Source organism: Rhizobium jaguaris, assembly GCF_003627755.1.
In the GTDB taxonomy this organism is placed as follows: Bacteria; Pseudomonadota; Alphaproteobacteria; order Rhizobiales; family Rhizobiaceae; genus Rhizobium; species Rhizobium jaguaris.
Genome location: NZ_CP032695.1, coordinates 517,885 through 538,455 on the forward strand (window position 1 = coordinate 517,885; position 20,571 = coordinate 538,455).

Annotated in this window: 20 protein-coding genes; 7 read left to right on the forward strand and 13 right to left on the reverse strand. The window is 59.0% G+C overall.

Features of this window, described 5'->3' with window-relative positions; translation table 11 throughout:
• Positions 1–71 precede the first annotated feature (71 nt).
• Both CCGE525_RS24545 and CCGE525_RS24550 read left to right on the forward strand, forming a co-directional pair.
• A complete protein-coding gene (locus tag CCGE525_RS24545) occupies positions 72–1,139 on the forward strand; it encodes an ABC transporter permease subunit (protein WP_120706963.1) in 1,068 nt (355 codons plus the stop codon).
• Positions 1,132–1,878, forward strand: coding sequence for an ATP-binding cassette domain-containing protein (locus CCGE525_RS24550; RefSeq protein ID WP_120706964.1), 747 nt, complete (start codon positions 1,132–1,134; stop codon positions 1,876–1,878). Before CCGE525_RS24545 ends, CCGE525_RS24550 begins: the two co-directional genes overlap by 8 nt.
• 149 nt (positions 1,879–2,027) lie before the next feature.
• Here the strand turns inward: CCGE525_RS24550 and CCGE525_RS24555 are convergent, their stop codons facing one another.
• Positions 2,028–3,116: an alkene reductase gene (locus tag CCGE525_RS24555; protein ID WP_120706965.1), complete on the reverse strand. Its 1,089-nt coding sequence runs from the start codon at positions 3,114–3,116 to the stop codon at positions 2,028–2,030.
• A 102-nt stretch (positions 3,117–3,218) separates the two neighbouring features.
• On the opposite strand from CCGE525_RS24555, the gene CCGE525_RS24560 reads away from it, so the two are divergent.
• The gene (locus CCGE525_RS24560; protein WP_120706966.1) at positions 3,219–4,094 is read left to right on the forward strand and encodes a LysR family transcriptional regulator; all 876 of its coding nucleotides are present in this window, start codon (positions 3,219–3,221) and stop codon (positions 4,092–4,094) included.
• Positions 4,095–4,134: 40 nt separating this feature from the next.
• On the opposite strand, the gene CCGE525_RS24565 is transcribed toward CCGE525_RS24560, so the two are convergent.
• A complete protein-coding gene (locus tag CCGE525_RS24565) occupies positions 4,135–5,376 on the reverse strand; it encodes a flavin monoamine oxidase family protein (RefSeq protein WP_120706967.1) in 1,242 nt (413 codons plus the stop codon).
• Between the two features lie 109 nt (positions 5,377–5,485).
• On the opposite strand from CCGE525_RS24565, the gene CCGE525_RS24570 reads away from it, so the two are divergent.
• Positions 5,486–6,469 carry an aldo/keto reductase gene (locus CCGE525_RS24570; RefSeq protein ID WP_120706968.1) on the forward strand — a complete coding sequence of 328 codons (984 nt, stop codon included), beginning with the start codon at positions 5,486–5,488 and terminating at the stop codon, positions 6,467–6,469.
• Positions 6,470–6,483: 14 nt separating this feature from the next.
• On the opposite strand, the gene CCGE525_RS24575 is transcribed toward CCGE525_RS24570, so the two are convergent.
• Genes CCGE525_RS24575 through CCGE525_RS24595 form a run of 5 tightly spaced genes read right to left on the reverse strand, consistent with a single transcriptional unit; the run spans position 6,484 to position 12,199 of the window.
• A complete protein-coding gene (locus CCGE525_RS24575; protein WP_120706969.1) occupies positions 6,484–7,596 on the reverse strand; it encodes an ABC transporter permease in 1,113 nt (370 codons plus the stop codon).
• A gap of 1 nt (position 7,597) precedes the next feature.
• Positions 7,598–8,749 (reverse strand): ABC transporter permease, encoded by a 1,152-nt coding sequence (locus CCGE525_RS24580; protein WP_120708605.1) that lies wholly within the window; start codon positions 8,747–8,749, stop codon positions 7,598–7,600.
• Positions 8,749–10,494, reverse strand: a complete 1,746-nt coding sequence (locus tag CCGE525_RS24585) for an ATP-binding cassette domain-containing protein (RefSeq protein WP_120706970.1) — start codon at positions 10,492–10,494, stop codon at positions 8,749–8,751. The genes CCGE525_RS24580 and CCGE525_RS24585 overlap by 1 nt, the downstream gene beginning before the upstream one ends.
• Entirely contained in the window at positions 10,491–11,504 is a 1,014-nt protein-coding gene (gene hlyD, locus CCGE525_RS24590) for a secretion protein HlyD (protein ID WP_120706971.1), read from the reverse strand. The genes CCGE525_RS24585 and hlyD overlap by 4 nt, the downstream gene beginning before the upstream one ends.
• Complete coding sequence (locus CCGE525_RS24595) at positions 11,501–12,199, reverse strand: CerR family C-terminal domain-containing protein (protein WP_120706972.1); 699 nt, start codon at positions 12,197–12,199, stop codon at positions 11,501–11,503. The genes hlyD and CCGE525_RS24595 overlap by 4 nt, the downstream gene beginning before the upstream one ends.
• A gap of 280 nt (positions 12,200–12,479) precedes the next feature.
• Here CCGE525_RS24595 and CCGE525_RS39090 point away from each other — a divergent pair, with 280 nt between their 5' ends.
• On the forward strand, positions 12,480–12,701 hold the full coding sequence (locus CCGE525_RS39090; RefSeq protein WP_120708606.1) for a hypothetical protein: 222 nt from the start codon (positions 12,480–12,482) through the stop codon (positions 12,699–12,701).
• 237 nt (positions 12,702–12,938) lie between these two features.
• Here the strand turns inward: CCGE525_RS39090 and CCGE525_RS24605 are convergent, their stop codons facing one another.
• From CCGE525_RS24605 to CCGE525_RS24615, 3 genes are all read right to left on the reverse strand, one after another.
• Positions 12,939–13,310: a COG4315 family predicted lipoprotein gene (locus CCGE525_RS24605; protein ID WP_120706973.1), complete on the reverse strand. Its 372-nt coding sequence runs from the start codon at positions 13,308–13,310 to the stop codon at positions 12,939–12,941.
• 241 nt (positions 13,311–13,551) lie between these two features.
• Positions 13,552–14,793: an NAD(P)/FAD-dependent oxidoreductase gene (locus CCGE525_RS24610; protein WP_120706974.1), complete on the reverse strand. Its 1,242-nt coding sequence runs from the start codon at positions 14,791–14,793 to the stop codon at positions 13,552–13,554.
• The gene (locus CCGE525_RS24615; RefSeq protein ID WP_120706975.1) at positions 14,790–15,107 is read right to left on the reverse strand and encodes a MocE family 2Fe-2S type ferredoxin; all 318 of its coding nucleotides are present in this window, start codon (positions 15,105–15,107) and stop codon (positions 14,790–14,792) included. Before CCGE525_RS24615 ends, CCGE525_RS24610 begins: the two co-directional genes overlap by 4 nt.
• Before the next feature lie 211 nt (positions 15,108–15,318).
• Here CCGE525_RS24615 and CCGE525_RS24620 point away from each other — a divergent pair, with 211 nt between their 5' ends.
• Positions 15,319–16,356, forward strand: a complete 1,038-nt coding sequence (locus CCGE525_RS24620; RefSeq protein WP_120706976.1) for a LacI family DNA-binding transcriptional regulator — start codon at positions 15,319–15,321, stop codon at positions 16,354–16,356.
• 151 nt (positions 16,357–16,507) lie between these two features.
• On the opposite strand, the gene CCGE525_RS24625 is transcribed toward CCGE525_RS24620, so the two are convergent.
• The 3 genes from CCGE525_RS24625 to CCGE525_RS24635 all read right to left on the reverse strand — a co-directional run bounded on the left by CCGE525_RS24625 (position 16,508) and on the right by CCGE525_RS24635 (position 19,468).
• Positions 16,508–17,542 carry a sterol desaturase family protein gene (locus tag CCGE525_RS24625; RefSeq protein WP_120706977.1) on the reverse strand — a complete coding sequence of 345 codons (1,035 nt, stop codon included), beginning with the start codon at positions 17,540–17,542 and terminating at the stop codon, positions 16,508–16,510.
• Between the two features lie 178 nt (positions 17,543–17,720).
• Positions 17,721–18,251, reverse strand: a complete 531-nt coding sequence (locus CCGE525_RS24630) for a nucleoside/nucleotide kinase family protein (RefSeq protein WP_120706978.1) — start codon at positions 18,249–18,251, stop codon at positions 17,721–17,723.
• Positions 18,252–18,538: 287 nt separating this feature from the next.
• Positions 18,539–19,468, reverse strand: coding sequence for a sugar ABC transporter substrate-binding protein (locus tag CCGE525_RS24635; protein WP_120706979.1), 930 nt, complete (start codon positions 19,466–19,468; stop codon positions 18,539–18,541).
• 229 nt (positions 19,469–19,697) lie between these two features.
• Between CCGE525_RS24635 and CCGE525_RS24640 the strand changes: the two genes are divergently transcribed.
• Complete coding sequence (locus CCGE525_RS24640; protein ID WP_120706980.1) at positions 19,698–20,531, forward strand: sugar phosphate isomerase/epimerase family protein; 834 nt, start codon at positions 19,698–19,700, stop codon at positions 20,529–20,531.
• The last annotated feature ends 40 nt before the right edge of the window (positions 20,532–20,571 follow it).

Below are 20,571 nucleotides of genomic sequence, written 5' to 3' on the forward strand. Positions count from 1 at the left end.
CATCTTTGACCACAGTAGAGAGAACGAGCGGGGCGACTTCTGTCTGTCCTCGCTCTGGTTCGGGTTGATACATGACAATCGACAATATTGAGGCCCGCAAAACGGACCAGCAACATGTGGCGCCACAGGCAGACCACGGCGATCAGGCAAAGACCATTGTCAACCGCATCGCACAATTGCGTGCGTGGCTTTTCCTTGCCGCGCTGATCGTGATTTTCGAGATCTGGGCGCGCATCGATTTCGGCGGTACCTTCATCGGCTCATCGTTCAACTGGCAATCGGTTGCGGTTTTTGCCGTTGCGCCGCTCCTGCTTGCCATCGGCCAGACCTTCGTCATCATATCAGGCGGCATCGACCTTTCGACCGGCTTCATCATGGGTTTCGCGGCGGTCATTGCCGCGCACGTCACCAATATCGCCGGTCTTTATATGCCGCTGCCGGTGGCAATGCTTCTCGGAATTCTCGTCGCAATGCTTGCCGCCGTCGTGCCCGGTCTCATCAACGGCCTGCTGATTTCCCGCCTGAAGGTCCCGCCCTTCATCGGCACGCTCGGCATGTTCGGTGTCGCCCGCGGCACCGCATTTCTTCTCGCCGGCGGCACGACGGTGCCCGTCAAGAATTCCTATTTCGCCGAGCTTGGTAACGGCCGCTTTTACGGCGTGCCCTATCTCGTTATTGTCACCATCGTCTTTGTTATCATCATGCATTACCTGCTGAGCCAAACACGCTTTGGCCAGCACAATTATGCGATCGGCGCCAACGCACAGGCCGCGCGACGGGCCGGCATCGATATAAGAACCCACCTCCTGCGGCTCTACATACTCTCGGCGGTCTGTGCAGGTCTCGGTGGCGCGCTCTATGCCGCCCGCTTCACGGCCGGCGCGGCCCAGGCCGGCGAACCGCTGCTGCTCGATAGCGTGGCCGCAGTCGTCATCGGCGGTGCCAGCCTGTTCGGCGGTTCGGGCACGATCACGGGCACCATCGCCGGGGCGCTGGTCATCGCCGTCATTCAGTACGGCTTGGTTTTCATGAATGTCGAGCCTTTCTGGCAGTTCATCGCCGTCGGCATCGTCATCATCATCTCGGTGCTCATCGATCAGGCACAGCGCCGGTTCAGCGGAGCAAAACAGGATGAATAGCGAAATGCCCCTTCTCGAAGTCCGGAATCTGTCGCGGTATTTCGGAGCTGTACGCGCCCTGGACAATTGCTCCATGACCGTCCACCCCGGCGAGGTTGTCGCGCTGGCGGGAGACAACGGTGCGGGCAAGACGACGATGATCAAGGCGATCTCCGGCGTTTATCCACCAACGGCGGGTGAAATCCTGATCGAAGGAAAGCCTGTCACCTTCTCCTCGCCACAGGATGCGCGGGAAAAAGGGATAGAGACGATCTACCAGGATCTTGCACTTGCAGACAATCTGACGATCGGCGCCAATATCTTCCTCGGCCGCGAACCCATGAAAAAGCTTTTCGGCTTTCTGCCCGTCCTCGACCGAAAGGCGATGGCAGAGGCGGCTCGCGAAACGATGGCGCGGCTTGACTTCCACGTGAAAAGGCTCGATGCGCCGGTCAGCAACTTTTCCGGCGGCCAACGTCAGGCGGTCGCCATCGGCCGCGCGGTCTATTGGAACGCCAGGATCCTGATCATGGACGAGCCGACTGCAGCTCTCGGCGTGCCGGAACAGCGCAAGGTGGTGGCATTGATCAAGTCGCTGAAGGCGCAAGGTCGTGGCGTGATCTTCATCTCTCACAATCTCCAGGACATTTTCGCGGTGTCGGACCGCATCATCGTCCTTCGCCGTGGCATCGTTGCCGGAGAGCGCAAGATCAGCGAAACCACGCACGAGGAAATCGTCAAGCTGATGATTGGCGGCTAACGGCGTCATCGCGCCGGGGCTGGTTCTAGTCCGAATGCCGGCTGAACGGGCGGCGATGCCACCCGTCCCGCCGACGACCGCCACCCTTGGTGGCTTGAGATCGAGCATCCTCTTATCGACGCGACGTTATGCCAGCGATTTGTTGTGCTTTATTGCGCCGCTTCCTTCACGGCCATAGCGTCGGACAGTGCCGGATAATCCGTGTAGCCCTTCGCGTTGCCGCCGAAGAACGTACTCCGATCGGCCTCGTTCATCGGGGCGTTGGCCTTGAGGCGGTCGATGAAATCCGGGTTTGCGAGGACCATCTGGCCATAGGCCTCCAGATCGGCGAGGCCCGATGCGATATCGGTACCGATTTCACCGCGCGGGCGACTGGGCCTGTTCAGAATGAGTGCATGGTGCCACAGCTTGCGAATGTCGGCCAGCAGCGCTTCGTTGCCAGTGTGCATGACGTGGACATAGGCCAGACCCAGCTTGTCGAGTTCCTCGACGAGATAGCGGTAGAGAGCGGGACCTTCCGCACCCTCGTCGATGCCTCCAATGGTGGTGCCGGGCGAAAGACGGATGGCGGTGCGGTCTGCACCGATTTCCTCGGCGATCGCGCTGGCCACCTCGATAGCGACGCGCGCCCGGTTCTGGATCGAGCCGCCATATTCGTCCGTCCGGAGATTGGCGTTGGGGGCGAAGAACTGTTGAACGAGATAGCCGTTTGCCCCGTGGATTTCGACGCCGTCTGCTCCGGCCTCGATTGCGCGGCGCGCGGCGAAGCGGAAGTCCTGGACGGTCTGGCGGACCTCCTCGGTGGTTAGCGCGCGCGGCGTTGGGATATCCTTCATGCCCGTGGCGGTGAACATCGGAGCGCCAGGCGCGATGGCGGAGGGGGCGACGCCCTGACGGTGATGCGGCGTGTTGTCGGGATGTGACATGCGCCCGGCATGCATGAGCTGGATGTAGATGCGGCCGCCCTTGGCGTGGACGGCGGAGGTGACCGCTTTCCAGCCCGCAACATGGGCGTCCGTGTAAATGCCCGGCGTCGTCAGGTATCCCTGCCCATCATCGGACGGCTGCGTCCCTTCGGTGACGATGAGGCCAACGGTCGCCCGCTGGGAATAATACTCGGCGGCCAGTTCTTCTGGCGAACCGTCCTGCTCGGCGCGGGAGCGGGTCATGGGTGCCATGACCAGGCGGTTTGAAAGCTGGGCCCGGCCGAGGCGCGTGGGACTGAAGATGTCGCTCATTTCGAAAATCCTTCTGTGTGTTGAACAGAAACATAATCTTGTCCATCCTGTGGGATAAGCTCACGTGAATGGAAATAATTATTTCACCAATGGAGCAATTGGTTGGATTATCTGAACGACATGGCACTGTTCGTCGAAGTGGTGAAGACGCGCAGTTTCCGCCGTGCGGCCGATGCGCTCGACATGCCAAACTCCACATTGTCGCGCCGGATCAGCCTACTGGAAGAAGGAATTGGATTGCGGCTCCTGCATCGGACGACCCGCAAGATCGAACTGACGGAAGCCGGGCAGCTCTACTATGAGCGATGCAAACGAATCGTGGACGAGGCCCGGCTCGCGCACGAAGAACTCGGCAATATGGTCGCCCAGCCAAGTGGCGTGCTGCGTGTGTCGCTTCCGGTAGATTTCGCGACGACCTACCTCGCTCCGCTGCTTCCGGAATTCGTAGCGCTCTATCCAGGCATTCGCTTCGACTTGGATTTGACGCCCCGCAATGTCGATCTCGTGGCAGAGCCGTTCGATCTAGCCATCAGGATGGGGACGCCAGAGACATCCAATCTCATCGTGCGTGTCATCACGCGTGTGTCTGCGAAGCTATACGCGTCGCCCAACTATCTCGAGGCAAACGGAGACCCCGTCCACCCTTCGGAGCTCGAAAGACATGAGTGTCTGACGATGAACACGACGCCCGTCTGGAAGATGTTTACGGACATGGAAACCTTCGAGGCGAAGGCTACGAGTCGTTTTAGGGTCAACAGCGTCGCCATGATCCGGCGGCTGGCCGGGTTTGGCATGGGCATCGCCTTCCTTCCCGAGCGCGTCGTCGCGGAAGAAGTGGCCAGCGGACAATTGCGAAACATTCTTCCGGATTGGCAGGGATCACCAGGGTCGGTGTATGCGGTGACGGAGACCCGCTTGCTTCCTGCGAAGGCGCAGAGGTTTATCGAGTTCCTGCGTGAGAAACTGAAAGACAGCTAAGCGATTGAACGCCCGAGACACTTCCAGCCGGATGCCGCAATCAGCAATCGTTGGCGAGGGCGTTAATCGCTTCCTCGGCGGCGCGAATACCACTTTCATAGCCACCGTGCGCAGTCGAAAAATCGCTCGTGTGCGTAGCTTCACCTGCAAAGAACAACCGGTTGTCGAATGGCCGGGCTAAAGCAACTCGAGCGTCCGCATGACCTGGCAAAGCGTGGCTGTAGCCACCGCCGATCGATGGCGTGTGAGCCCAGTCGGAAGCGACGAGTGGCCGAAGGCAATCGCGCACGGAAGAGCCGAAAAGCGATGCAAGTTGACCTATCGCTCGCTCGAACGCAGCACGTTGCCCTTCGGCGGCCGCGACCCGTGCACCGGCTCCTCCGAGAAAGCATTCAATCACCGGTGACCCGAAGGGGCGGATGTAGTAAGTGCCGGTCGTCGGATCATGGGGATCGCCGAGAACGTGACTTTCAGGCGCGAAGGGGCTATCGCCGACAATCTCCAGGAACAGCTTTTCGTTGTTGCCAAGCGGCAAGCGGGCTGCGGCCTCGCGCCATGGATCAAGCGCCGATGGTAACAAAATTGCGCTGCCGGCAAGAACATTTGTGGAAACCGTGAGAATGGCTGTGCGGGCTCGCACGGCCCCGCCTGCAGTCTGGAGCACGATGCGGCGCTCGTTTGTTGTCAGCGCTTCCACGGGGGTGGAGAGATGAGGTTCGATGCCGGCCGGCAGGCTTGCCGAAATCAGGGCACCATAGCCGGTGGGTACGCGCCAATTGCAATCGGTCGACACTTCGTCATAGGCCGCATAATCCTTCACCGAAATGCGCTCAAGCTCATCGCCGCTGATATACCCGCTCAGGGCCTGCAGATAGGCTGTCCAAGGCCCGTCGGGATCCAGTGCGTCCGCCGCTCTGTCGCTGGCAAGCTGCGCCGTCGCAACTCGGTTGCTCCATAGCGCGAAGGCACGTCGCGCCTCCTCCTGTTCGGCTTTCGGGAACCCAAGATTGCGAAATTGCCGGCCCCAGGCAGTCAAGCCACGGTCGACCTTAAATCCCGATTCTTCAGCGATACGTGTCCATGGGTTGCGATCGCCGGAGTGCAGCCAGCCGCAGCCGAGATCGAGAGGCCCTACGGATGTCTTGTACGTCCAGGCACGGCCCCCAAGGCGCGGCAGGGCATCGAAGATTGAAACGGAAAGCCCGGTTTGGCCAAGGCGCCGTGCGGCGCCGATGCCGGCTGCGCCGGCGCCTATGATTGCGATATCTGGTTCTGAATTCATTGCCGCGGCTAGGACTCGATGTGGTCACGCATCATGCGTTAATCTTGGCATGCTGCGCAAGCGAGGCAGGCTCGCATTGGCGCGGAATCCCGAGGTGGAGGATATCGCTATGCAGAAACGCAAACTCGGACAGGGCCTTGAGGTCTCGGCGCTTTCACTTGGCGCCATGGGATATGGCAAGGCGCGCGAATTGCCTGACAGGGCTGAGATGATCGCCCTCATGCGCACGGCAGTCGAACGTGGAATGGACTTCTTCGATACGGCCGAAGTCTATGGCCCTTTCACCAATGAGGAGATGGTCGGCGAGGCGTTCGAACCGCTGCGAGACCAAGTCAAAATCGCAACCAAGTTCGGCTGGGATATCGATCCAGATACGGGCGTCCATCATGGCGGGGTTAACAGCAAGCCCGATCACATTCGCCGCGCCGTCGACGGTAGTCTGAGGCGCCTGAGGACGGATCACATCGATCTGCTCTATCAGCACCGGGTCGATCCGGAAGTGCCGATGGAGGACGTTGCGGGCGTCGTGAAGGATCTGATTACGCAGGGCAAGGTCCGCTGGTTCGGCTTGTCGGAGGCAGGCGCCGGCTCGATCCGCCGCGCCCACGCCGTCCAGCCGGTCGCCGCCCTCCAGAGCGAATATTCTTTATGGACACGCGAGCCCGAGGCCGAAATCATTCCGGTGCTCGAGGAACTCGGCATCGGCCTTGTCCCCTTCAGTCCGCTGGGCAAGGGATTCCTGACCGGAAAGATCGATGTCGGCACGGAACTGGACAAGTCGGATATGCGCAACAGCATCCCGCGCTTTGCGCCGGATGCGCGGGAGGCCAACCAGAAGCTCGTCGATCTCCTCAGACATATCGGCGAAAAGCGGGGTGTGACTCCGGCACAGGTGGCACTTGCCTGGCTGCTCGTCCAGAAGCCGTGGATCGTTCCGCTCTTCGGGACCCGTAAACTTGAGCGATTTGACGAGAATATCGGTTCCCTGGCGGTCGAATTGACGAGAGAGGACCTTGCCGAAATCAAAGCTGCCAACATCAAGGTCCAAGGTGCGCGCTATCCCGACGAACATATGCGCCGCGTCGACCTCTAATTCGCCCGCCCCGGCTACTCAAGCCTGCGGCGGAATAGCCATGACGCGGTGCTGAGGGTTACCGCCGCGATCACTACGAGCGGCCACGTCTGATTGAGCACCTCGGCAGGCGGGATGTCCTTGAGAAAGACGCCTTTGACGATCACCAGGAAATAGCGGAGGGGATTGATTACGGTCAGCGGCTGCAGCCAGCTCGGCATATTCTCGATCGGCGTGGCGAAGCCTGAAAGCAGCATGGCGGGGACCAGAAAAAGGAAGGCGCCGAGGATTGCCTGCTGCTGCGTTGCGGAGAGCGCTGAAATGAAGAGGCCGAGACCGGCGACGGAAGCGAGATAGAAGAGCGAACTACCGTACAGCAGGAGCAGCGAGCCCCGCAGCGGCACGCCGAAGATGAAGACCGCCGCGAGAATATAGATCGTCATGTGAAAGAGGCCGATCATCATCGGCGGGATGAATTTGCCGATCAGGATTTCATGGGTGCGCAAGGGCGACACCATGAGCTGATCGAACGTGCCGAGCTCCCGCTCACGCGCAATGGAAAGCGCGGTGACGATGAGGCCGATGAGCAGCGCGATGCTGGCAATCAGGTTCGGCACCATGAACCACTGGAAGATCAAGTTGGGATTGAACCAATTGCGCGGCACCACGACGACGGATTTCGCAGCCGCGTGCGTCCCCGCTGGCGTTTCGGCGGCAAGGGTTGCCACAATCTGGTTGAGGTAGCCGGCGACGATCTGCGAGGCGTTCGAACGTCGGCCGTCGAGGATGATCTGCAGGCCGGCTGGCCTGCCTGCCTCGATATCGCGTGAGAAATCCGGGTCGACGACGAGGGCGGCGGTGACGTGCTGCCGGTCGACCGCTTCGCGTATTTCGGTGAGATTTTGTACCTGCGAGATGCTTCGGAAAGTCGGCGTGCCTTCGATGCGCTGGACAAGTTCCTGTGCCCAGTGGCCGCTGTCGCGATTCAGCAACGCAATATCGACGTTGCGCACCTCCAGAGTTGCCGCGGAGGAAAAGACCAGAAGCTGCACGATCGGTGGGCCGATCAAGATCAAGCGGCTCTTCGGATCCCGCAGCACCGCCAGCAGCTCTTTGATGATGAGCGCCTTTAGCCTTGACCACCACATCTTACCCGATCCTCTTTTTTGTGCTGCGCGCGGCAAGCAGGAACAAGATGCAGCCCATGGCAAACATGATGGCGATCGCTTGCAGGAACATCGGCCAGATGTCGCCGGCAAGAAAGACCGTCTGCAGGCTAGGAATAAAATATCGGGCCGGCACGATGAAGGTGATCCACCGGATGACAGTGGGCATCGAGTTGATTTCGAAGAGAAAACCCGAAAGCAGAAAAGCCGGCAGGAACGCAGAAATCAGCGCAAGCTGCGAGGCGAGAAACTGGTTCTTGGTCACAGCCGAGATCAACAGACCCTGACCCAGCGCCGGCATCAGGAAGACCGCCGACAAGGCGTAAAGCGCCAGGACCGAGCCGCGGAACGGGACGCCGAAGAGGAAGACGGCGAGCAGGACGCAGAGTGTCATTGAGGTCAAGCCGAGCACGAAATAGGGCAGCAGCTTGCCGGCAAGCAGTTCGGCCGCCGTTACAGGCGTCGCCATCATCGCCTCCATGGTGCCGCGTTCCCATTCGCGCGCCACCACCAGCGATGTCAGCAATGTCCCCACCAGCGTCATGACGATCGCAATGGAGCCGGGCACGAGGAAGGAGCGGCTGGTAAGTTCCGGGTTAAACCAGAAGCGTTGCTCGACAGCGATGGCCGGATTGCCTCCCATCATTTCCGCCTGCCGTTGTCGCTGCCAGTTGGTGACCGCGCCTTGGGCATAATTCTGGACGAAGTTGGCAGTGTTGGGATCGGAGCCGTCGACGATGACCTGAAGCTGCGGGCGATCGCCCGCCATGTAATTCGCCGTGAAGTTCGCCGGTATTACGATGATGCCGCGGACGCGTGAAAGGACGAGATCCTCCTCGAACTGCCGGCGGTCGCGACCGCTGACGACGGAAAAATAGCGCGATGCACTGAAGCTGGCGGCGAGGTCAGCGGTAAGCGGCGTCGTCTCCTCCATGACCAAGCCGACGCGCGTCAATTGGGTATCGAGCGAAACGCCATATCCGAACAGGAAGAGCAGGATTATCGGCAGCACGAAAGCAATCAGGATGCTGCTCGGATCACGCATGATCTGAAAGCTCTCCTTGCGCACTAGCGCGGCGAAGCGGCGCGCGCGCTCGCGCCGTGAGGAAACGGTTGCCGTCGGGGAAGGGGACATCATGCAGCCATCCTTTCCTCCTCCGATGCCTGGATGAGGGCGATGAAGGCATCTTCCATCGTCGGATCGGGGTTTTCCGCATTGGCGACCCTGGCCTTCAACTCGTCAGGCGAGCCTAGTGCTATCGAGCGCCCGCGATAGATCAGCGAAATGCGATCGCAATATTCGGCCTCGTCCATGAAATGCGTGGTGACGAGGACCGTGACGCCCTTTTCGACGAGCCCATTGATATGGGTCCAGAATTCCCGCCGCGTGATCGGATCCACGCCGGAAGTCGGCTCGTCAAGGAAGAGCACCTCCGGCTCGTGCATCACCGCGCAGGCAAGCGCCAGCCTCTGTTTCAGCCCGAGCGGCAGGACCTTCGCCGACATGGATTGCCGAGAACGAAAATCGAAGATCGATGTCATCAGGTCGACACGCTCGCGCTTGTGCGCACCGTGCAGGCCGTAAACACCGGCGAAAAATTGCAGGTTCTGGGAAACGCTGAGATCGCCGTAGAGCGAGAATTTCTGAGCCATATAGCCAAGACGATTGCGTGCCTCGGCGGTGTCGCGACGCAGGTCGAAACCCGCAATCCGGCCCTCGCCGTTCGTCGGCTTCAGCAGGCCGCATAGCATCTTGAACGTCGTCGACTTACCGGCGCCGTTAGGGCCAAGCAATCCGAAGATCTGTCCGCGCGGGATGTCGAAGGTAATGTTGTCGGCCGCGGTGAAATCGCCGAAGCGTTTGGTCAAAGCACGCGCCTCGATCACGGGTTTCTCGCCTTCGACCGTAAAGCTGCGCTGCGTCTCGGCCAGTCGCGAGCGTCCGCCCGGTCCGCCGCCCAGCATGTCGATGAATGCATCTTCGAAACGCGGCTCCGCAGCCGTGACTTCGGCATCTCCGGCCGCCGAAAACCGGGTTTCCCTGTCTTTGACCGTGACAAGTCTTATTGCGTCTCCTTGAATGACACCGTCGACCACGCCGTCTTCATCGAGGAGTTTTGTCAGCATCTGGCGACGCCTTCCGGGGATGCCGCTGACCCGAAAGACGCGGCCGGCTGCTCGCGCGGTCAGATCCTTCGGCTCACCGGAAAAAAGCAATTTGCCTTCGCTCAGCAGGAACACGCGGTCGCAGGCCTCGGCTTCTTCGAGATAGGCGGTCGACCAGACCACGCCGATGCCTTCCTCCGTCAGGTTTTCGACCATTTTCCAGAGATCGCGCCGCGAAATGGGATCGACGCCGACACCGGGCTCGTCAAGCAGCAACAGCTTCGGTTTCTTGAGAAGCGCACAGGCAAGGCCGAGCTTCTGCTTCATGCCGCCGGAAAGCTTGCCGGCGAGGCGGCTGGTGAAGCGCTTGAGGTCAGTAAAGGCAAGCAACTCGTCGAAGGTCGCGGCCCTTTCATGCCTGGGCAGCCCGCGCAGATCGGCATAGAGATCGAGATTTTCCTGAACCGACAGATCCTCGTAGAGCCCGAAGCGCTGCGGCATATAGCCGATCCCCGCCTGAATCGCGGCGGGGTCTTTGCGCGTGTCGAAGCCGAGAACCTGCACGGTTCCGCTTTCCGGCAACATCAGCCCCGTCATCAGGCGGATAAGCGTCGTCTTGCCGGCGCCATCCGGACCGACGAGGCCGGTTATCTCGCCACCTCGGACCGCGCCGGTGATGGCGTCAAGCGCCGGCTTTGCCACGTCAAACCGCTTTGTGACCCCTTCGAACCGGACAAGGTCGTTGCCGCCGTTTCTGTCGCCCACGTCGCTCATTTTTCCGCCGCCTGCAATGTCGGGAAGTGGAGCGTTACCGGCATGCCCTGGCGCAGATCAGGCCCGGGCTTGTCGATGGTGACCCGCAACCGATAGACGAGATCCGTCCGCAATTCGGGCGTCTCCACGGATTTCGGCGTGAATTCTGCAACGGGCGAAATGAAGCCGATCGTGCCGTCATAGGCTTCGTCCGGCTTGGTGTCCGACGTCGCCTTGACCTTCATGCCGGGGTGGATCCGGCCGAGATCCGGTTCGGCGATATAGGCGCGCACCCAGACAGGCTCGGTCAACGACAGTACAAAGACCGGGTCGGTCGGCGCCACGATCGAGCCTGGCTCATGCACACGCGAGAGGATCACACCGTCATTCGGGGCACGCAGTTCAGTATCGCCAAGCGAGGTCCGTGCGGTCGCGAGCGTTGCCTCGGCAGCTTTTAGCTGTGCTTCCGCCGCAGCGATATCTTCGGCGCGGCTGCCTTCTTCCAGCAACTTCAGCGCCTGATTGGCGGAATCTGCGCGCGCCGCGGCCATGGCCCGCGCCGCCGCCGCTTGCTCCATATTAGCTTCGGATATGTTCCCCTGGGGCCGCAATTGCTTGGCGCGGTCATAGGCCAAATTGGCGTTTTCCAGATCGGCAAGCCGCTCTTCATAGGAGGCGCGCGCCTGCGCGATTTCCGTCTGGCGCGGCCCTGCCTTGAGCTTGTCGAGCGTGGCGCGCAGCGCTGCCACATTGGCCTCGGCCGAGCGGACGGCATAATCATAGGGCTCCGCGTCAAGCCGGGCGAGCACCGTGCCGCTTTTTAGCACGTCGCCCTCGTCGACAAGAACCTCACTGAGCTTGCCGTTGACGCGAAACCCTAGCGAGACCTGGCGGATATCCACATTGCCGTAGAGCACGAACTCTTGTTGCTGCTGCCAATTCCAGCCGAGTTTTGCCGGAGCGTCAGACCACCAGGCGGCTGCGCCGGCGGCAACGATGGCGACGACAGCAATCGGAATGATCCTGTTCACGATATTTCTCCTCTCGCCGGCCCGAGGGCGACGACAAGCCGGCGCGCATGCTGCTGCAATCTGACGATCTCCTTCTCTCCGATGGCATCCCATTCCATCTGAGCGAGCACCGCCGCATTGGCCATTCTGAAAACCATCAGGCTGCCGACGAAAGACAGGCAACGCAGGCGCACATTTTCTGATGCAGGATCATCGGCGATGATCGCCCCGATAAGACGTCGCCCAAGGCCAAGCATCGGCCCCATGATGCCCGAATAGACACGTTCGAAGGCCGCCGTCGGCTCCATCTGTTCGCGAATAATGAAACGCGCCCAGGCTTCGGATCTCTTACTGACGAAAAGGACGACCATTGTCTCGACAATCTCGGTCAAGAAGAGCCGAGCCTGCGCTTCGTCGAGCGGCGCACCCGCTGCATCGAGCGCTGCGATCTGTTCCGCGATCCGTTGCCGCATGCCGCTGACATACTGACCAATCATGTCGGCGAGATATTCGGCCGTCGCGATGTAAAGCCCTTCCTTGCTGCCGAAATAATAAGGGATCGCCTGAAGGTTCACGCCGGCCGCATTTGTGATCTTGCGCGTCGAAGCACCGTCAAAACCATATCGACCGAAAACGTCGAGGGCGTTTTCGAGCAATTTTTCCCGCGTGGCGTCGCTGCGCGCGGTCTCGGATCTTGCATCATTTCTTTGTTTCATGCCCTCATAATCAACCGATTTTTGAATAAGTCAATCGATTGACTGAATTTCGAGAAAACCTGCTTGGTTTAAGTGCTCTCAAGCTCTCGGGATGGAAGGGCGCAAAGGGCGGGAATTTCGGGTCTGTAATTGCAGAAATGGACGCTGCGGCAAATTTCAGGATGCGTGTCTAACGACAGGTCACGCGCAACCTTTTAGAAAAGAAGCATAAAAGCGGTGCTGGCATGACAGACCGAGTGCAGACGAAAATGCAATGAATCAACCTTCAGGGGACGCATCAATGGAACCTACCCGCCCGACAATACAAATCAGCGCCCCTCAGCATGCTGCGAATAACCCATATCGCGTTGTCGAGCGCGAGGAGGTCCTTGCTGAGGCATTTCGAGAATTCGTGCTTACGGCTGTTGCCGCAGGCTGGAAGGAATCCGAGGTCGCTTTGACCTTGGCCGATATCGCAGATGAATATGTGATGGCTCTCGCTCGAAGAGTTGCGGCGAATTAGTATTGAGTATCCGCCTGCGTTCGTTGGTGCGAGCGCAACACGGCTGCCAACAACTCTTCATCCGGCCCCGGCAAGCCGCCTCGAAACCAAGCGGCTTGCCGGTGGCATAGATGACTTGCCGAAAGTGGGGACACCAGCGCCCCAACGTGCCTTAAGCCGGTCTCGTCCTCGATCGACGATTCATGGCTGTCGTCTTAGATAAGCGCACGCGGCAAACGCCGCATGTAAACGTCAAATTCACTTGGCCACATGCCAAACGCCGCCAACGCCGTCGCCGCTCATGTCACCGGCTTTTTTGTCCCCGGAATATGTGTAGAGCGGTTTGCCGCTATAGGCCCACATCTCCTTACCATCGGCGGCTTTGACCAGCGACCACTCGCCTTCAGCCTTGGCTGTGGCAGCGGCATGGAAGGCCGGCCACTTCTTCAGGCAGGCCGCATCACAGTTTGATTTACCTTTGGTATCCTTGTCGAACATGTATAGGGTCATGCCCTTATCCGTGGTCATGATCTTACCCATTTTCGTATCGACCATCTTGACGGGCTCGGCGGCAAAAGCCGAAAGAGCGGTAGCAGCCAAAAGGCCTATCGAGACTAGCAGCGTTTTCATCATTCTCTCCCAGTCGGGCGTGTCGGCGGAATGCCGGTGATACCCGATACAACTTATGAAACGCCCTAGCGCGAAGGCGGTTCCCTGTGGTGCATGGTGGAACGTCTGCGATGATCAAATTCGATGGGTGAGGGTGGAATGCCAGGCCAAACGACCACCAATCGCTTCATGGTATCCGGGCGGAACAAATTCGCTGGCGTATTCACCACCCAATTAATCTTCGCGGATGCATGACCGATCATCAGCCTGCCCTGGGCAGCAAACTCTTTAAGTTCCCACCTGTGGCTAGTGCTTCTATCGGCGGGGCTATCCGCTTCGCAATCAGCATTTCGCTCAGTCTCATATCCTTGGCGATCTTGTTGCCAGGCCCTATGCCGCTAGCGGCGACAAGCCGCTGTTCATCGTCCAAATGGAACAGGATGAAAGCGTCGTCACCGATGTCTCTTCGAACCGTCATGCGCCCCTCACCTACGAGGCCCGCAATCTGAAGGGTGTGGTCAAACTGGTCCGACCAGAAATAAGGCACGCAATCATAGCTGCATGCTGAGCCAAGCATGTTCAAAGCGGCAACGATGCCCTGATCCTGCGCGTTTCGCCATGCTTCGAGACGAAGCCGGCGCCCATCGTACAAGGAATGCGGAAACGAGCAGCAATCGCCGGCGGCATAGATGTCTTTCACCGAAGTCTCGAGATATTCGTTGACCGCGATTCCGTTGTCGATCGCAATGTCCGCCAGCTCGGCGAGCTCCGTGCGCGGCTGAGCACCGATCCCGACAACAAGGACGTCTGCCTCTAACCGTTCCCCATCCTGAAAATCGATGCTAACGCTCTGGTCATCAATATTGATCGCTGAAACCGTTACGCCGCATCGCACCGAAACTCCGTTACGGCGATGCAGAGAATTTATGACTTCGGCAACAGCATCGGGTACGCCGCGCTGGAGAACGCGTTCCTGAGATTCGATAACTGTAACTTCTGCGCCGCGGCTGCGCGCCGATGCGGCAACCTCCAGGCCGATGAAGCCTCCACCGAGCACGGCGACATGCATGCCCGTAGCTATCCAAGGACGAAGGGCCAGAGCATCGTTGATCGTTCGAAGGTACCGTACGCGCGGACCGGCGGGGGCATTCGGCAAACGCCTGGGGACTGCCCCCGTCGTCAGGAGCAGCTTGTCGTAAGGCAGCCTGCGGGCATCCGCCAAAAGGACGTGCTTCATCGTCTTGTCGATGGCGGATGCCGTGGTTCCGGCAATATGCCGGATCGCGCGCTCCTCCATGGCGGCCTCGCTGAGGACCGCACGCGGCTGCGGAACAGAATCGGCCAATAGCGCTTGCTTGGAGAGAGGAGGGCGCTCGTAAGGCAGCTGAAATTCTTCACCGATCAGCGTGATCGGCTCCTCATAGCCCTTTTCCCTTAGCGTGAGCGCTGCCCGCGCCCCGCATTCGCCGGCTCCGACGATGATGATACCGGCTCGATCACTCATGACCCGAGGCCGATCATGATGCGGTCGCCGTCCACCTTGATTGGATATGTCTTGAGGTTGATGCACACCGGCGCGCCGCGGGCTTCGCCTGTTTTGTAACTAAACCGCCCGTTATGTTTCGGGCATTCGATAATGTCATCCATTACCAGTCCGTCGGCCAGGTGAATCCTCTCGTGGCTGCAAAGCCCGTCCGTCGCAAAATATTGGTCATCAGGGCTTCGATAGATGGCAAAGGTCCGGCCTTCATGGTCGAACCGAACGACGTCCTCCTGGTCAATGTCGTCGGCTCCACACGCTTCGATCCATGTCGTCATTTGTCTTCTCCTGGCTACGGCTGTCCGGTGACTCGCGACCACCGCTAAAGCTCTGCGGGAGGGGAAGGTGTATCTCATGAGGCATTTCGCCCCGTGGAGCATGTTCCTTGATCGCACTCGGTTTTTTCCTCCCAGAGCAGAACTGAGCATGCTGGAAGTAGCCCTTCACATTCCAGTTCGATTATGATCATTTTTCCTCAGGAGGAGCGGAATGAAGAAAACCCGTTTGGTCGATATCGCGCAGGCGGCAGGCGTTGGCCTGGCCACAGTCGAACGCGTTCTCAATGAACGCGGAAGCGTAAAACCCCAGACAGCAGAGAAGGTGGTGCTTGCTGCAAAGCGGCTGGGATACAAGGGACTTATTCCAAACCTCTATCGCGGCACTATCCGCATCGAAGTGATCATGGTCAGACCGGAGACGCCCTTCTTCGCCAGGCTCAACCGGGCTTTCGAATGCATTGCGGCGTCGCTCGACAGCTCGATAACCCTGCACCGGACCTTCGTCGACGAGAATGATCCCGCGAAGTTCGCGGCCCATGTGTCCAATACCGCCATTCGCCGCCACGGCATGATCGTGGTGGCGGTCGATCATCCCAAAATCAGGGAGAGCCTGCGCCAGGCCCGTTGTGCCGGGATCGAGGTGGTCCAGATCGTTTCGTATACCGCCGGAAAGGACAATGTATTCGTAGGCATTGATAACTATGCGGCGGGGCGAACGGCTGGCTTTTACATGTCCAAGATGCTTGCACACACGGCCGGAAGCATCGTGGCCGTCTGTCATAGCTGGGCCTATCAGATTCACAAGGAGCGTATTCGCGGCTTCTCCGACTACCTTGCCGCCCATCACAATCCGGATCATCTGTTTTCGGAGGTCATATTCGGCCTGGACGAAGACGTGAGGTCTGCCGAGATGCTGACGGAAACGTTACGCCGGCAAGCAGGCGTCGTCGGAATTTACAATGCCGGGGGCGCAAATCTTGGCGTAGGATCCGTGCTACAGCGCTATCGGGAAAGGAAGCGAGGCGAACTCGTCTGGATCGCGCACGAACTGAATGATGAAACGCGGAGCTTCATTTCCACCGGTTTGATGACGCTGGTTCTCGACCAGGCGCCTGAAACGCAAGCCAGACGCGCGCTGGATACCGTGCTTCACAGGATGGGGATCATCGACGTTCCCGTCAGCCAGGATCCGGTTCCATTCCTGACCTACACCAGCGAGAATATCGGACAATTCTCCGTGCCGGCCTGATCGGAAAAAGACCGGAGCCTGCAACGGAGGGGAACAGGCTCCGGCATGTCCCGCCGTCTACAGCCCGTTGGCCGGCGGCGGGGGGAGATCGATATGCCGTAGTAGGACGCGTCGCGTTCACGGTTTTTCGTCGAGGACGACGGCTGGCGCCTCAGCCAGAGGCCTGCGAGCGCTGCGCCTGCTTTTCGGCGTACTTTTTCGCCCGTTCCATGAACCGTTTGTTCATACGGTCCTCCGCTTCCCTGGAGCCGTCGTGGAAGGTGCCAAACCATTTGTCGAGCGGAATGACGCCGTCGGCATAATTGCACTCGAAAAATTTGTGATGAAGGTAATGATCATAGGCGTGGGTATCGATGGCGCTGTCTTCTCCGATCACGATCTTTTCGAATCCGACATGTCCCGGCGCTGGCGCAAGGGCCAAATGCGTCAGATGGAAAACAGCGTGGATCGGATTGGACGGCACGATCCAATGGATGAGTACGCCGGAAAAATACAAAAGATGCTCGACGGGATGCATGGCCAATCCCGACCACGGACCGGGATTCACGTTGTTATGATGCAGCTTGTGAACCGTATGATAGAGCGGCGGCCAGTGGATCAGGCGGTGGATCAGATAAAAATGCAGGTCTCGGAACGCCGGGATCAACAGCATGACCACGGCGCAATAGATGGGATGCTGAGCGAAATCGACATAGGGAATGATCCCGTTTGCAAACGCCCAAAGGGTCAGCACCTCGAATGCTGTCCACAGGGGCACGGCGCTCGCGAACGTCCAGATCACGTTGTCGACGGTCTGGTTGCCGAACAGGAAGGCGGAATTGTTCGTCGATGGCCATTTGCCATTGTATTTGAAGCTCGTGCCCTGTTCCTTCTGCATGTACAGACGCAGATGGAAAAAGCCGAAGAAGAGAAAGACGAGGACGGCATTGCGCAGAAGAAGATATGCGATCCAACCTGGCGCGAAGGTCTTCATCATTTCCATTGAGGGTGTCGCATAAAGCCACAGCAGTGTGCCGATGCCAGCGTAGAGGACGTTCCACGGCAGCAGATAGCCGGGATATCCGAAGAACCATTTCAGGAAGGCGACAGGCTTTGCGGGCCAGATGAATACCGGAGGATATTTGAGCAGCTTGTTGGGCTTCCAGTCTCCGCGTTTATCGCGCGACCCGTAGAGTGTGTCGTCCATGGTGTCCTCTCCCAATTGACAGAAATTATGCAATCAATTCTCACCGACACCGCCTCGGAACGACAGCACAGATTTGATGAAAATTACTCACGGCGCAGAAACGCGTGGCAAGGAAGGCGAAGTGCTCGGTTCCGAGCCGCCGGCCAGCGCGATCGAAGTAGACTACGGCGCGCCGCCGTTAGTCGGTCTTTCCGCATTTCGATAGAATGTCATCGACAACAGAGGCGAGTGGCGCGGTAGCGTCAACGGTTGTTGCGTTCTTGGGGATGTCTTCTTGCGTCGCATGCAGTCGCATAACCAGGTCTCGTTCGGCTGGCTTTCCGCCAAACTCGTCTTCAGGTCTTCTGGCAAGCCGCCTCTTTAACGTGTCCAAATCGATGTCGAGAACGAAAACCCCGTCAAACAGATCAATAAAGTGATGGAAATTCCTTGAGCCGCCGCAGAAGAAGGAGATCGGGTTGCTTCGATCGGCCACCAGGGATTTGACTTTGTCGACGTCCCAAAGGTGGTGCTTATGCCCAAAGGCGACATCCAGAATGTTCTGCTTATGCGCAGAGCCATCGAGCGGTTTACCCGTCTGGGGATCGCCTTGATAAGCCAGCTCACGGTCACCATGGATGACGTGGTAACCGCGTTGCTGCAGTTCGGTGGCGACTGAGGTCTTGCCAGTCCCGGAAACGCCTTCGATCAAATAGTTCTTAACGCCCATTTCGATCTCGTTCGATTAACTGCAGGCTATTTGGCAATGGCTAAGTACCCCGTCGCTTTGGCTTGGCGTGCGTCAAGCGCGCAGGACAGTAGCCGCGCAATTCCTAATTTCGCGACAATCGCCAGCTTTGAACTCGTCAACAAAATCCCGTCGCAAGACCTACTCGCAAAAGTCGGCGCTTCGCGATAGGTATTTGCGACGGGAAATATTCTACATATCAGTTAGCGGCTGGGGCCTATGCCTCCCCTTTTTTCGTGCTCGGCTGACGCGACTAGCGGCGCGGAACCTTAATTGAGATGCTCGAACTGGCCCATATTCTCGTTCGTCACGAGTTTGAACGGGATCCAGACTTCTTTGTCGATCGGCTCGCCTTTGATGGCCTTCTCGGCGGTGTCGACAGCGCCGCGCCCTTGCGCCTTCGCATCCTGGAACACAGTGATCTTGAGGTCGCCCGCTTTCATCGCCTGAAGCGCGTCGGGCGTGGCGTCGATGCCCGCGACAATCGTCTTGTCGGTCGAGCCTCCCGCATTCTTGATCGCAGCGATGGCTCCGAGGGCCATCTCGTCGTTGTTGGCGATGACGGCATCGAACTTCAAGCCGGAGGTCAGCCAATTCGAGACGAGGTCGGCGCCATCAACGCGGCTCCAGTTACCGACCTGCTCCCGTGCGACCTTGATGCCACCGCAGTCCTTGGACTTCAGCACGTCATGCACGTCCTGGGTTCTCTGACGCGCCGCCTGGCTGGAAAGATCGCCGATCATGATGACGACGTCGCCCTTTCCCCCTAGCACGCGACAGACTTCCTTGGTCTGAAGCGTTCCGGATTCGGTCTCGTTCGATCCCACAAAAGCCTGCTTCTTGCCGAGCGTCGACAAATCGGTCGGCTGGATATTGACGTAGATCAGCGGAATGCCGGCCTCTTCGGCAATCTTGCTCATCGCGGGAGTGCCGTCCGAATCCACCGGATCGACGATGATGGCCGATACGCCGCCTGCTGCGAAGTTCCGCACTTGGTCCACCTGTTTGTTGACGTCGTTGGACGCGTCCTCCACCTGCAGGTCCAAGCCTCTAGTCTTGGCGTAGTCCTGCATCCCGTTGGCGATCAGGGTCTGGAAATTGGTCGTCAGGTACCCCATCGAAACGCCGATGCGATCGGCGGCGTGGGCTTGCGATGACAACACCAGTGCCAAAGCACTTGCGCTCAGAAATTTCAGCATGTTCTCCTCCCAGGAAACAGCGGCCCAAGTGACCGCCTCCAGAGAGTTACCGATAGAGCCGGTTGGCGTCTGAGAGTTTTTTGATGAAAAACCATCACGCCTATGGCTCCAGACGCCGGATTACATCCGTTTTGCAATGAAACGCCGTGATGATCAAAACACCTCAACCGACCGTCTGGCCAAGGCGTGAAATTCGTGATTTGTGAAGCCACAGGTAGGGGGAGGCACCATGCAGAGCATGCTCATATTCCAGTCGCTCTGGGCCATGGAGCGGCGCAGCGCGACATATCCGGAGCTCACTCTGGAGGAGAATATCGAAAAGATCGCGGTGGCTGGCTTTGATGGCATCAGCACCCATTGGTACGATCGCAATGTCGTGCGTCGTGTTGCAGGCTTGCTCGATGAGCACGGTCTGCAGGCGGAAGGTCAATGCTTTCCCAAGACCGTCGACGACCTGAAGCCTGTGCTCGAAATCGCCGCCGAATACAATGTTCACCACATCTGTCTTCAGCCGGATGTGCGGCTGCGGCGGCTGGAAGATTGCATTCCCTTGCTGGAGGGCTGGCAACGGCTGGCGGAGGAAGCCGGTATCGACGTCTGGATCGAGACACATCGGGACCGCATGACTACCGATCTCTTCTTCACGCTCGATCTGCTCGACCGGCTTCCGGATTTGAAGCTGTTGGGCGACATCTCCCATTTTCTTGTCGGACGGGAATTCGCCTGGCCGGTGTCCGACGAAAATCATGCTCTGATCCACCGAATCCTTGATAGCTCATGGGCGTTTCATGGCCGTGTCGCTTCACGCGAACAGGTTCAGATCGAAATTTCCTTTCCTCATCATCGGCCTTGGGTCGATCTTTTCCTCGGCTGGTGGGAATATGGTTTCCGCAGCTGGCGCAAGCGCGCTGCCGCGGCCGATACCCTCGCGTTCACTTGCGAGTTGGGGCCAAAGCCCTATGCGATTACGGGACGGGATGGAGAAGACACCACGGACCGGTGGGAGGAATCCCTGCTTTTGATGCAGCACGCCCGCGATTTGTGGGCCAGAACTGCCGACTGACAGTTCGAACAAAACTCGAGAACAATAATTGGAGGAATGT